Here is a 13,483-nt window from a genome sequence, read left to right as displayed (position 1 = left end):
ATGATGGCTTTCCTCGAATTCAACAATATCTCCAAGGGTTATCCCGGCGTGCAGGCGCTGGCGAGTGTTTCCTTTACTGTCGAGAAGGGCGCCGTCCACGGCCTGATGGGCGAGAACGGTGCCGGTAAATCGACGTTGATTCGGGTGCTGTCCGGCGATCAGGCCGCCGATGGCGGCAACATCCTCATCGACGGCGAGGAGCAGAGATACGGGTCCGTCCGCGACGCCTTCCATGCCGGTGTCATCGTCATCCATCAGGAACTGCAACTCGTTCCGGAGTTGACGGTCGCTGAAAATCTCTGGCTCGGACGCTTCCCGGCCAAGGGCGGCGTCATCCATTCTAAGACGCTGATCGAGACGGTGCGCTCGAAGCTCGAGGAGATCGGCATCGATGTCGATCCGCAGACCAAGGTCGCCGCCCTTTCGATCGGTGCGCGGCAGATGGTCGAGATCGCCAAGGCAGTCATGCTCGATGCGCGGGTGATCGCGTTGGACGAACCAACCTCCTCGCTTTCCTCGCGTGAAAGCGAAATCCTGTTTTCACTCATCGACAGGCTGAAGGCGAAAGGAACGGTCATCCTCTACGTCTCGCATCGTCTCGACGAGATCTTCCGTCTTTGCGACAGCCTGACGGTGCTGCGCGACGGCAAACTTGCCGCCCACCATCCTGACATCGCTGAAACCACGCGAGAGCAGATCATCTCGGAAATGGTCGGGCGCGAGATCAGCAATGTCTGGGGCTGGCGCGAACGTCCGCTCGGCGGCATACGTCTGGAGGTCAAGGGCCTGTCGGGACCGAGGCTACGCCATCCGATCAGCTTTTCCGTCCGCCAGGGCGAGATTCTCGGTTTCTTCGGCCTGATCGGCGCCGGCCGTAGCGAGATGGCGCGGCTGCTTTACGGCGCCGACACCAGGCATCAGGGCCAGGTGACGATCGACGGCGTTGCCGTCTCGCCGAACAATCCGAAGGCGGCGATCAATGCCGGCATGGTGCTCTGCCCCGAGGACCGCAAGTTCGACGGCATCATCCAAGGGCGATCGATCGAAGAAAATATCGCGATCTCGTCGCGCCGGCATTTTTCGCCTTTCGGCATTCTGAGCCCGAGACGAGAGGCGGCGCTGGCGGACCGGTTCATCGCCAAGCTTCGGGTGCGGACGCCGTCGCGCAAACAAGACATCATCAATCTCTCGGGCGGCAACCAGCAGAAGGTCATTCTCGGCCGCTGGCTGTCCGAGCAGGGTATAAAGGTCCTCGTCATCGACGAGCCGACGCGCGGCATCGATGTGGGGGCGAAATCGGAAATCTACGAAATCCTCTACGAGCTTGCGGCCGGTGGCATGGCGATCGTGGTGATCTCCAGCGAGCTGCCTGAAGTCATGGGCATTTCCGATCGCATCATGGTGATGTGCCAGGGCAAGGTGGCGGCCAATGTCGCTCGCCAGGATTTCGACGAGCGCAACATCCTGACGGCAGCACTTCCTGACAAGAACGCCGCAGGCACCATTTAGAGCGGTTCAGCTTTTCATGGAAATGCAGAACCGCTCTAACTTTTTGTTTTTACGCAATTCCGGACGGAAAACCGCTTCGCACTTTTCCTGGAATTGCTCTAGGACCAGGAATATACGGACGATGAATTCGTTGAAAAAAATTCTTCTTGGCGAGCAGGGACTGGTGGTGATCTTCGCTGCCGCCTTCGTGATCGTCTCGCTCTTTGTTCCGAACTTCCTGACCGAGCGAAACATGCTGGGGCTGCTGCAGTCGGTCGTCACGATCGGAATCGTCGCCTGCACGATGATGTTCTGCCTGGCATCGCGCGATTTCGATCTTTCGGTTGGATCGATCGTCGCCTTCTCCGGCATGATCGCGGTGATGGTCTCGAATGCGACGGGCTCCATTCCCGTCGGGCTGCTCGCCGCCCTGCTGTGCGGCGCGGTCGTTGGTTTCGTCAATGGTATCGTCATTGCGCGGTTTCGCATCAATGCGCTGATCACAACGCTTGCGACCATGCAGATCGTGCGCGGGCTGGCGCTGATCGCGTCCGATGGCCGCGCCGTCGGCATCAATGATCCCGATTTCTACCAGCTTGCCCTGTCGCGATTTCTCACCGTGCCGACACCGATCTGGATCATGCTGATCCTTTTCATCCTCTTCGGTTTCGTGCTCAACCGCACCGTCTTCGGCAAGAACACCCTGGCAATCGGCGGCAACCCCGAGGCCTCGCGGCTTGCCGGCGTCAATGTCGTCAACATGCGGGTCTGGATCTTTGCGCTGCAGGGGCTTGTCTGCGGCATTGCCGGCATTCTGCTTGCCTCACGCATCACCTCCGGCCAGCCGAATGCGGCGACAGGGCTTGAGCTTTCGGTGATTTCGGCCTGCGTTCTCGGTGGCGTTTCGCTGGCCGGCGGCCGGGCGGCGATGAGCGGCGTCATTGTCGGCGTGCTGATCATGGGCATCGCCGAAAACGTCATGAACCTCCTGAATATCCAGGCGTTCTATCAGTATGTGGTCCGCGGGCTGATCCTGCTGATCGCAGTGTTGCTCGACAATTTGAGGTCTTCGGCTGCGGGACGGCGCGGATGAACCAGAGACAAGCCGGCGATGACATCGAACTGAGGCACGGCGATCTCGCCGTCCGGGTCAGCCGTCGGGGTGCTGCCGTCACCGCCGCGACCTATCGAGGCATTTCCTTTCTCGTGGCCGCCGGCGGGCCGGATGGCGCGATGGCGAATTTCGCGATGGTGCCGTTCGGCAACCGCGTGGAAGGCAATATCATGTCTTTTGCCGGACAAGTCCATGCCTTCCAAGCGAATGCTTCCGATCCGCTCTATCTCCATGGCGACGGCTGGCTCAGCCTCTGGCAGCTTGAAGACGCCAGTGCGGAGCATGCGTGCTTCTCCTTTTCCCGCAGTGCCGACAGCGTTTCACCCTATGCCTATTTCACCCGGCAGGAGATCCGTCTCACCCCCGATGCTCTGGTGCTGAGGCTTTCCGTGGAAAACCGCGGCGAAGCGGCTCTTCCCTTCGGGCTCGGTCAGCATCCCTTCTTCGCGCGCACGCCAAAGACGCGACTGACGGTTGCGGCCGATCGCTATTGGAGCGAGCGGGCGGACCATCTTCCGGAGATGCCTGGCCCTGTGCCGGACTATTTCGATTTCAGATCCGAAAAGCTTTTGCCGCAGAGATGGATGAACAATGCCTTCGAGGGTTGGAATGGGCGAGCTGCGATCGTCTGGCCGGAACTCGGAATTCAGGCGGCGCTGGAAGCCGATGGTGCGCTCGATCGCTTCATGCTGTATATGCCTGTCAACCGGAGCGACTTCTTCTGCCTCGAGCCGATGAGCCACCTGCCGAACGGCCATCACCTTCCTGATTTCGGTGGGCTCGCGCCACTTGCGCCGGGGGAGGCTCTTGCCGGCACAGTGACGATCCTGATTTCGGCGCTGCCGGTTCGGTCGGAGGAGGGATAGATGAGCGGCCGCCTGCAAGGCAAGAACATCCTGATAACAGGTGCTGCGCAGGGTATCGGCCTTGCGATCGCAAAGGCTTTCATGCGGGAGGATGCCGCGGTCTTTCTCGTCGATCGCGATGCGGCGCTGCTGGCGCGGGCGGCGAAAGAGCTCCAGCGCAGCGGCGGCCGTCTTGGTTATCTGCCGGCCGATATTACCGATACCGGGACGATCACGACATTGGTCGCTCAGGCGAATGAAGAAATCGGACAGCTGAACGCGCTCGTCAACAATGCCGGGGTCAATGTCTTCGCCGAACCGCTCGACACGACGGACGAGGAATGGAACCGCTGCTTCGACATCAATCTGAAGGGCGCATGGAACTGCTGCAAGGCGGTATTGCCGGGCCTCATCGAGCAGGGCGGTGGTGTCATCCTCAACATCGCCTCGACGCACGCTTTCACTATCATCCCGCACACATTTCCCTATCCGTTGGCCAAACACGCCCTGCTCGGAATGACGAAATCCTTAGGGCTGGAATATGCCGCCCGCAATGTCCGCGTGAACGCGTTGGCGCCGGGCTACGTCTCGACGCAGAAGGTGATCGATTACTGGAACGGCTTCCCTGATCCGAAGGTGGCAAAGGCCGAGACGATGAAACTGCATCCCGGCGGGCGCATCGCGACACCGGAGGAGATCGCCATGGCGGCCGTTTTCATGATTTCCGACGAGTGCCCGTTCATCAATGCCACCTGCCTGACAATCGACGGCGGCCTCAGCGTCCTGCAGCATCCCGTTTGAACGGGCTTCGACGCCCGCAATTTTTACATGCCTGTCGTCTTCTCGGCATAGAGCATTATATTGCCCATCGGGAAGGCTATCTGATCTCCCGCAGGCACAGAGCGGCGCCCTGCCGCTTTCTGAAAGCACAATCGAAAACAGGAGGACGGCATGCAGATCAATCGCACGGCTTCGGCCCATTGGACCGGTGGCCTCAAGGACGGCAAAGGCCTGATCTCGACGCAGAGCGGCGCCCTGAAGGACTATCCCTACGGCTTTGCAAGCCGCTTCGAAGGCATCCCCGGCACCAACCCGGAAGAACTGATCGGTGCCGCCCATGCCGGCTGCTTCACGATGGCGCTGTCGTTGATCCTCGGTGAAGCCGGCTTTACCGCCGAGCATATGGAAACCTCCGCCAAGGTGACGCTCGAAAGCGTCGAGGGCGGCTTTGCCATCACTGCCATCCATCTCTCGCTCTCCGGCCGTATTCCCGGTGCCGATGAGGCGACCTTCACCGAACTCGCCAACAAGGCGAAAGCCGGCTGCCCGGTTTCCAAGGCTCTCGCCTCCGTTCCGATCACACTCGACGTCCAGATCGTCTGACCCGTCACCCCATTGACGACGTGCCGCGCGCTTCTTGCCGCGGCACTTTCTATTTGCTGTGCCCATTTGTCGGGGTCAGCCTATTCATCGGCTGCCGGCATCACGCGTGCAGGCCAGGCCTTTTCACCGGTCATCGATCGTCTTGAGTTATCGCTTCCGCCGGATCACGCTCGTCCCACAGCATATTGACAAGTAACGCCTGATATTTTACGACTGACGAAATTCGAAAATCGTCAGTCGTAATTCAGGTCCCGAAACTTATGAACGACATCGCGGAAAATACGCTGGACATCGCGCGGCAGGAGAATGTCACGCGCATTCTCGATGCGGCCGAGCGGCTGTTTCGGCATTATGGCTACAGCAAGACGACGGTGGCCGACATCGCCCGCGATCTCGGCATGTCGCCCGCCAATATTTATCGTTTCTTCGCCTCCAAGGTGGAAATCCACCAGGCGCTCTGCGGGCGCATGCTCGCGACTGCCTATCAAATCGCCTACGACGTCCGCCATCAGCCGATCAGCGCCAGCGAGCGGCTGCGCCGCTATGTCGAGACCCAGCATCAGTTGACGCTGGATCTGATGCTCGACGAGATGAAGGTGCATGAGATGATCATCGTCGCGATCGAGCGCGACTGGCACGTCATCGAAAAACATATCGACCGAGTCCATGATCTCATTGCCGAAATCATCGCCGAAGGCATTGCAGCCGGAGAATTCGCCGAGCAGGACCCGGTCGTTGCCTCGCGCTGCTTCGGCGCTGCGACGAACACGCTCTGCCATCCGCAAATGGTGGCGCAATGTCTTGCGAAAACGAACCGCGCGAGCGTCGACGAACTGATCGACTACGTGATCAGGGCGCTGAAGAAATAATGGACGGCAGCCCGCCGCCGAAACCCCGAAACGATCCAGGAGTGCGGAAGATGTTTTCGCTCAAGACCCTCAGCCATCGCATGCCGTCCGTCGCCAGTCTCGTGCTCTTCGGCGCCATCGGCATCGGCGTTTCCGCCTGCTCGGAAGAGAAGGCTGAGGTCAAGGAAGTCATCCGGCCGGTGAAGGTCGTCGAGATCGCCAAGGCCGGCGACACGCGCAAGCTCGACTATTCCGGCTCGGTCAAGGCGCGCACGGAGATGAACCTTGGCTTCCGCGTCGCCGGCAAGATCACCGAACGCCTCGTCGATATCGGCGACAAGGTGAAGCCGGGCGACGTGCTCGCTCGGATGGACTCCACCGATTACCAGCTGGCGGTCAAGACGGCGGAAGCCAATCTCGCAGCCGCTGAAAAAGGCGTCGAAACCGCCGATCTCGTGAACAAGCGCAATCAGCAGCTCTTCGACAAGAATGTTTCGCCGAAATCCCAACTCGAGCAAGCGTCGCTCAGTTACGATCAGGCCGTTTCAAGCCGCGATGCCGCCGTCTCGGCGCTCGATCAGGCGAAGAACCAGGTGAGTTATGCGGAGCTGAAGGCCGACCACAACGGGATTGTCACGACGATCAATGCCGATGTCGGCCAGGTCGTTGCGTCGGGCACTCCCGTCGTCGCCGTTGCCGTCGACGGCGAAAAGGAAGTGCAGATCGCCGTTCCGGAAAATGACATTGCCGAATTCAAGCCGGGCAAAACAGTCAAGGCCAGCTTCTGGGCTGACGACAGACTGGTGCTCGACGGCAAGGTGCGGGAGGTTTCCGGAAGCGCCGACCAGCAGTCGCGCACCTTTGCGGTCCGGGTGAGCCTGCCGAACGATCCGCAGGTGTTGCTCGGCATGACGGCAACGATCGAGGCCGATGTCAGCAACGGCAACAGCTATGTCTCGATCCCACTCAGCGCACTGGCTGAAAAGGACGGCAAGCAGATGGTCTGGACCGTCGACCGCGACACGGCGACCGTGCATGGCCGCGACATCAAGGTCGCCGACTTCACCGGCGACGGCGTGCATGTGACCGAGGGCCTCGATACCGGTGACCTCGTCGTTTCGGCCGGCACGCAGTTCATGAGCGAGAACCTGAAGGTGAAGGTGCCGGACCAGCAGTCGGCCCTGGCCGCCACGGACCAGACCGTCCGCTGATCGCGCCATAGGATATAGGGAACAAGACCATGGACGCCACCACCGAGAAGCGGCCCTTCAATCTATCGCGCTGGGCGATCGGACATCCAAGCATCGCCCGCTTCCTTTTCGGGCTGATCATCATCACCGGCGTGCTCGGCCTGATGCGCATGGGTCAGCGCGAGGATCCTGAATTCACCTTCCGCGTCATGGTCGTTCAGGCGCTCTGGCCAGGTGCTTCCATCCAGGAAATGGAAGACCAGGTCGTCAACAAGATCGAGCGCAAGCTGCAGGAAACGCCGCATATCGACTGGGTCAAGTCCTATACGCGGGCGGGCAGTGCGATCATCACCCTGCAGGTCAAGGGCGACACGAATTCGCAAGAGGTGGCGGATGCCTTCTACCAGGTGCGCAAGAAGGTCGGCGACATCTCCAACGAGCTGCCGCAGGGCCTGCTCGGCCCCTATTTCAACGACGAGTTCGGCGATACTTTCATCACGCTGCATTCGATCAGCGGCGACGGCTATTCCTATCCGGAACTGAAGAAATTCGCGATCCAGGCGCGTGACATGCTGTTGACGACGCCGGGCGTCGAAAAGGCCGTCATCATCGGCGACCAGCCTGAGAAGATCTATATCGACGTCTCATCCAAGGCGCTCTCCGAGCGCGGCCTGACGATCCTCGATCTGCAGAACGCCATCAAGGGCCAAAACAATGTCGATCCGGCAGGCTCGGTCGATACCGGCCTGCGCTCGGTGCGCATATCGGTCGAAGGCGACGTGAAGAAGGCGGCCGATATCCGCGAGCTACGCCTTCGCGCCGGCGGCCAGGTAACGCGCCTCGGCGATATCGCCACCGTCAGTTCCGGGCTCGAAGATCCCTACCAGCGCAAGTACCGTTTCAACGGCCACGACAGCGTTCAGGTCGGCGTCGTGATGGCCAAGGGCTTCAATGTGACCGATGTCGGCAAGGGCGTGGAGGCGACCTATCAACATTTCGAAGAGGCGCTGCCCTACGGCGTCGCCGTCGATCAGATCGCCAACCAGCCCGACGTGGTGACGGATGCGGTCAGCGAATTCATGCATGCGCTCGGCGAAGCTCTCATCATCGTGCTCGTCGTCTCGTTCGTATCGATCGGCTGGCGATCGGGGCTCGTCATCGCCATCGCCATTCCGCTGGTGCTCGCCGCCACCTTTGCGCTGATGTACGAACTCGGCATCGACCTGCAGCGCATCTCGCTCGGCGCGCTGATCATCGCGCTCGGCCTGCTCGTCGACGATGCGATGATCGTCGTCGAGATGATGGAGCGAAAGCTGGAGGAAGGGCTCGTCAAGATCGAGGCGGCAAGCTTTGCTTATTCCTCGACCGCCTTCCCGATGCTGACGGGTACGCTGATCACCACGGCCGGCTTCATTCCCGTCGGCTTCGCCGCCTCGACGGCCGGCGAATATGTGCGGTCGCTGTTCTACGTCGTCGGCATCGCGCTTGTCACCTCGTGGTTCGTTGCGGTCTACTTCACGCCGTGGCTTGGCTATATGATCCTCAAGCAGCGCCATCACGCCGGCAAGCATCACGACGCCTTCGATACCGGCTTCTACCGTCGACTGCGCGGCACGATCGGCTGGGCGGTGCGCCACCGCGTCATTGTGCTGCTGCTGACGCTCGGCACCTTCGTCACCAGCCTCTGGGCCTTCCAGTTCATTCCGCAGAATTTCTTCCCGCAATCTTCGCGGCCGGAAATTCTCGTTGATCTCTGGCTGCCCGAGGGCACCAGCATCAAGGAAGTCGAGGTGCAGGCAAAGGCGCTCGAAGCCAAGATGATGGATGATCCCGACAAGCGGTTCATCGCCACCTATATCGGCGAAGGCGCGCCACGCTTCTTCCTGCCGCTCGACCAGCAGTTGCGTAATCCGAACTTCGCCCAACTGCTCGTCATGGCCAATGACGAACCGGCACGCGAGCGGCTCATCGTCAAGCTGCGGACGATCCTTGCGGAAGACTTCCCCGATATTCGCGGCAAGGTCGACCGCCTCTTCCTCGGTCCGCCGACCGGCTGGCCAGTGCAGATGCGCGTCATGGGCCCCGACCGCCAGGAAGTCAGGGAGATCGCCGATCAGGTAAAGGCACGCTTCCAGGCCAATCCCATGCTCGGCGCCATCCATGACGACTGGCTGGAAGAGGTGCCGGGAATGAAGCTGGTGATCGACCAGGACCGCGCCCGAGCACTCGGCGTCACGTCGCAGCGCGTGCGCCAGATGCTGCAGACCGCCATGTCGGGGGCTGCGCTCGACGATTTCCGCGATGGTGAGGAGACGGTCTCGATCGTCGCCCGCGAGCCGGATGCCAGCCGCTCGCTGCTGTCGGCGGTCAACTCGGTCTATGTGCCGACGGATTTCGGCGGCTTCGTGCCTGTCTCGCAGGTCGCCAAGGTCGTGCCCGTCATGGAGCAGGGCATCGAATGGCGGCGCAACCGCCTGCCGACGATCACCGTGCGCGCCACGCTGCCTGACGATGTGCAGGCGAACGACGTGGTGATGAAGATGTATGCCGACATGAAGGACCTGCGCGATAGCCTGCCTGCCGGCTACAATGTGGAGATTCAGGGCGGCGCCGAAGATGCGGCGGAAAGCCAGATGTCGATCGCCGCCAAGGCGCCGATCATGCTCGCCGTCATCATCGTGCTGTTGATGATACAGCTGCAGCATTTCGGCAAGGCGATGCTGGTGCTCGCAACCGGTCCGCTCGGGATCATCGGTGCTGCTGCCGCATTGCTGATCAGCGGCGCGCCCTTCGGCTTCGTGGCGATCCTCGGCGTCATCGCGCTGCTCGGCATCATCATGCGCAACTCGATCATCCTGGTCGATCAGATCGACCAGGATATCAAGGCCGGCATGCACCGGCAGGAGGCGATCGTCGGCGCGGCCGTACGGCGTTTCCGGCCGATTATGCTGACGGCGCTGACCGCCGTGCTGGCGCTGATCCCGATCTCGCGCGGTGTCTTCTGGGGTCCGCTCGCCTACGCGATGATGGGCGGCATCCTGGTTGCGACCGTGCTCACCATTCTGGTTCTGCCCGCCGGTTACGCCCTTTTCTTCGGCCGGGAGCCGAAGACAAAGGACGAGCCAGGCCAGCATGCCGACGCCATCCAGGAAGAGGCGGATGACAGACATCCGCCGGCGTTGGCAGCAGAGTGAGGACGGCGCGGCAAAAGCCGCGCCGTTTTCCTTGCAGGTCACAGGTTCTCGTCAAAACGCCGCTGCTTAGCCTCGGCTCGACAGGCGGCCTTTGAGCGGGTCATCGCTGTCCGCTCCGCCCCGGACCCGGGCGCCGATTTCATTGCCGCCTCGAAAAAGCTAAGCTGCGAAAGCATGCCGGGAGACCAACCGCGATCCGGCCACTCAGCGACGAGGCAGGGCACGACCATGGCCGATTACCATCTGGACGCAAGCTGGAGCCCGATCGAGGGCAGTTTCGGGCGCCTCACCTTCACGCTTTTCAATCTTTCGACCGAGCCGCTGTCCGGCTTCTCGCTCGCCTATACGTCAGAGACGCGGGTTGCCGACAAACATGTCTGCGACGGCGGCAGCCTGAAGCGGCAGGTCGCGCATTTCCACGAATTCCTGCCGCCCGAAGAGCTCAGCGTGCCGCCTGGCGGGCGCTGGCGGTTCACCGTCGAGGGGCTGACCAGGGAGCCGAAACATATGACATCAGGCGTCAAATCGGCCTATCTGACACTTGGCGACGGACGCCACGTTCCTGTTGGTTTCGGCGATCTCATGCTCGAAGGCCGGGATGGCGGCGTGGCGCCGCCGCTTCTGTCGCCGGGCCGGGCCGAGGAACCTTATTCGCTGCTGCCCTGGCCGCTGGCGCTCGGGCTGAAGGCGGGAGAGCTGCCGGTCGTCCTTTATCCGGCCGAGCGGACGCGGCCCGATGCGGTCAAGGCGCTCTCGCTGGTTCTCACGCTCTACCAGCGGCTCTATCCGGCCGACAACGTGCCGTTTTCCCTCAGTGCCGTCGAAGGCGGGCGGGCCATTCGTTTCGTCACCGAATCGTCGATCGCCGCCTTTGCCTACGAATTGCGTTTTACCGCGCATGAGATCTTGCTTTCGAGTGCGGACGATGCCGGGCGGCATTACGGGCTGATCAGCCTGGCGCAACTGCTGCACGGCGCCCGCGCCGATCCCGAGCGCTTCAAATTCCCCAGTTTCGGTACGGTCGCCGACCAGCCGCGTTATGACTGGCGCGGCTGCCATCTCGATGTGTCCAGGCAGTTTTATCCGGTGGCAGACGTCGTGCGGCTGATCGATATTCTGGCTTGGAACAAGCTCAACATCTTCCACTGGCATCTGACCGATGACGAAGCGTGGCGGCTGGAGATCAAAGCCTATCCCGCGCTGACGGAGATCGGCGCCCGGCGCGGGCCGGACGAAGTCCTCGTGCCGCAGCTCGGCGACGGGGCGCAAACGCGCTCCGGCCATTACACTCAGGACGATGTCAGGCGGATCGTTGCGCAGGCCGCCTCGCTGCATATCGAAGTGGTGCCGGAAATCGATATTCCAGGCCACAGCATGGCGACGCTGTTCTCACTGCCCGAGCTTGTCGACGGGCAGGAGGCGCCGGACAGTTATCGCTCGGTGCAGGGTTATCCGAACAACGCCCTCAATCCGGCGGTCGAATTCACCTATGAGTTTCTCGGCAAGGTGTTCGACGAGATGGTGACGCTGTTTCCCGGCGAGTACCTTCATATCGGCGGCGACGAAGTGGCGCGTGGCTCCTGGCTTTCCTCGCCGCTCTGCAAGGCGCTGATGGAGCGGGAGAAACTTGCCGGCACCGCCGAGCTGCAATCCTATTTCCTGAAACGTATCAAAGCCATGCTGTCGGAGCGCGGCAGGAAACTCGTCGGTTGGAACGAGGTCTCGCATGGCGGCGGCGTTGACCGCGACGGCACGCTGCTGATGGCCTGGGAAAAGCCCGCCGTCGGCATCGAGCTCGCGCAACAAGGCTACGACGTGGTGATGACGCCGGGCCAGGCCTATTATCTCGATATGGCGCAGGCCGAAGCCTGGGCCGAGCCTGGCGCGGCCTGGGCGGGGTTCAGCCCGCCGGAACACACCTACGCTTACGAGGCCGGGGGTGAGCTGCCGGAGGCGCTGCAGGAGAAGATGCGCGGCATCCAGGCCTGCATCTGGACCGAGAACTTCCTCTCCCGCGCCTATTTCAACCGGCTGGTTTTTCCGCGGCTCCCGGCAATCGCCGAGGCTGCCTGGACACCTTCTGCACGCAAGGACTGGGATCGGTTCGCAGCGATCGTGCCGATGTGGCCGGTGCTTTAAGCCGCCGCTGCTTCCGCCTTCAGTCCCAGCAGTGCCGCGCCGATCAGGCCGGGTTCGATGCGGCATTCGCTGCGCACCACCAGCGGGCGATCGAACTTGCGCAGGATACGGGCGCGCACGGCGTGGTCGAGCTCGGCAAGCAGCGGCTCGACATTGGAAAGCCCGCCACCGACCGGCACGATGGTCGCGCCGGTGATGTTGATCGTCAGCGCCAAGGGCGAGGCGACGAGATCGACATAGACGTCGATCGTCCGTGTCGCCTTCTCCTCTCCATGGCGCCATTGAGCGATGATCTCCTCGCTGGCAAGGTCGAGATCGTGCAGCGTCTTGTGCAGGCGCTCCAGGCCGCGGGCGCCGCCGACGGTGTCGACGCAGCCCCTCTGGCCGCAGCCGCAGGCATAGGCGGGAATGGCGACGGGCGGATTGCCGGCCGCAGTTGCGATGATCGGCCCGTGACCCCATTCGCCGGCAAAGCCGCCGGCCTCGTTGACGAGACGCCCGTCGGCAACCAGGCCGCCGCCGACGCCGGTGCCGAGGATGGCGCCGAAGACGATGCGGTGGCCGCGGCCGGCGCCGAGACCGGCTTCGGCAATAGCGAAAGAGTCGGCATCGTTGGCGATCAGCACCGGCAGGCCGAGCTCGGCTTCGAGGTCGGCTGCGAGCGTGCGGTCGTGGATACAGGGAATGTTGGCGCAGATCAGGCGCTGTGTATCGGGATCGACGACGCCGGCGATGGAAAGGGCGATGCGGCTCGGCTGTTCGCCGGTCTCGGCGATGATGCCGCGCAGGGTCTCGACGAAAGCGGCAAAATCATCCCTGGGCGTCGGGCGGCGGCCGAGGGGAAGGATGTCTGTCTCGGAACGAGCGATGCCACCCTTGATGGCGGTGCCACCGATGTCGAATGAAATGATCATTGCCACTCTTCCGTTTCTCTGGTCTCCGGTGTCTGCTTGCATTGTTGGCGGGGAATTTCAAGCGTTCATTCGGCGGCGGTATCGCCGGCTTTATGGTCGTGCCGTGTGCCACCCTTTCTGTTCTGCCGGACATCTCTCCCACAGGTTGGGAGATCGGATAGGCGGGACGGGTTTCCATCTTCCATTCCGTCATGGCAAGACGTTGCAGAAATCTGGTGAGCCCAAGCCATCGGCTCCGATCGCAGCCGCAATTTCTAACCCCGCAAGTCATTCAATTGGCATATTGCATCGCCAGAATCCGGCCCTACACTTTCATCAACTGCCGGACCCACGACCATCGATACGAGAGAAAACAGTACCATCCGAAG

Annotated in this window: 10 protein-coding genes; 9 read left to right on the top strand and 1 reads right to left on the bottom strand. The window is 61.9% G+C overall.

Translation table 11 applies throughout. The features are described 5' to 3' along the window. Positions 1-3: 3 nt before the first annotated feature. The 9 genes from araG (at position 4) to B5P46_RS13280 (ending at position 12,201) form a co-directional block, all read left to right on the top strand. Entirely contained in the window at positions 4-1,509 is a 1,506-nt protein-coding gene (gene araG / locus B5P46_RS13320) for an L-arabinose ABC transporter ATP-binding protein AraG (RefSeq protein ID WP_129419077.1), read from the top strand. 121 nt (positions 1,510-1,630) lie between these two features. Further along, entirely contained in the window at positions 1,631-2,581 is a 951-nt protein-coding gene (gene araH / locus B5P46_RS13315) for an L-arabinose ABC transporter permease AraH (protein WP_077979412.1), read from the top strand. Further along, positions 2,578-3,468 carry an aldose 1-epimerase gene (locus tag B5P46_RS13310; protein ID WP_129419055.1) on the top strand — a complete coding sequence of 297 codons (891 nt, stop codon included), beginning with the start codon at positions 2,578-2,580 and terminating at the stop codon, positions 3,466-3,468. The genes araH and B5P46_RS13310 overlap by 4 nt, the downstream gene beginning before the upstream one ends. Continuing rightward, positions 3,469-4,248: an SDR family oxidoreductase gene (locus B5P46_RS13305; protein WP_129419054.1), complete on the top strand. Its 780-nt coding sequence runs from the start codon at positions 3,469-3,471 to the stop codon at positions 4,246-4,248. It begins immediately after the preceding gene. Between the two features lie 150 nt (positions 4,249-4,398). Further along, positions 4,399-4,830, top strand: coding sequence for an OsmC family protein (locus B5P46_RS13300; protein WP_027668652.1), 432 nt, complete (start codon positions 4,399-4,401; stop codon positions 4,828-4,830). A 260-nt stretch (positions 4,831-5,090) separates the two neighbouring features. Next, positions 5,091-5,699: a TetR family transcriptional regulator gene (locus tag B5P46_RS13295; protein WP_129419053.1), complete on the top strand. Its 609-nt coding sequence runs from the start codon at positions 5,091-5,093 to the stop codon at positions 5,697-5,699. Between the two features lie 50 nt (positions 5,700-5,749). Next, a complete protein-coding gene (locus B5P46_RS13290; protein WP_129419052.1) occupies positions 5,750-6,889 on the top strand; it encodes an efflux RND transporter periplasmic adaptor subunit in 1,140 nt (379 codons plus the stop codon). 29 nt (positions 6,890-6,918) lie between these two features. Continuing rightward, complete coding sequence (locus B5P46_RS13285; protein WP_129419051.1) at positions 6,919-10,062, top strand: efflux RND transporter permease subunit; 3,144 nt, start codon at positions 6,919-6,921, stop codon at positions 10,060-10,062. A gap of 228 nt (positions 10,063-10,290) precedes the next feature. Beyond that, a complete protein-coding gene (locus B5P46_RS13280; protein WP_129419050.1) occupies positions 10,291-12,201 on the top strand; it encodes a beta-N-acetylhexosaminidase in 1,911 nt (636 codons plus the stop codon). Here B5P46_RS13280 and B5P46_RS13275 read toward each other — a convergent pair. After that, complete coding sequence (locus B5P46_RS13275) at positions 12,198-13,115, bottom strand: ROK family protein (protein ID WP_129419049.1); 918 nt, start codon at positions 13,113-13,115, stop codon at positions 12,198-12,200. The genes B5P46_RS13280 and B5P46_RS13275 overlap by 4 nt on opposite strands. Positions 13,116-13,483: the final 368 nt, after the last annotated feature.

This window comes from Rhizobium leguminosarum, assembly GCF_004123835.1.
In the GTDB taxonomy this organism is placed as follows: Bacteria; Pseudomonadota; Alphaproteobacteria; order Rhizobiales; family Rhizobiaceae; genus Rhizobium; species Rhizobium leguminosarum_M.
Note: the sequence above shows the minus strand (reverse complement) of the source record. Positions and strands in the feature narration are given on the sequence as shown.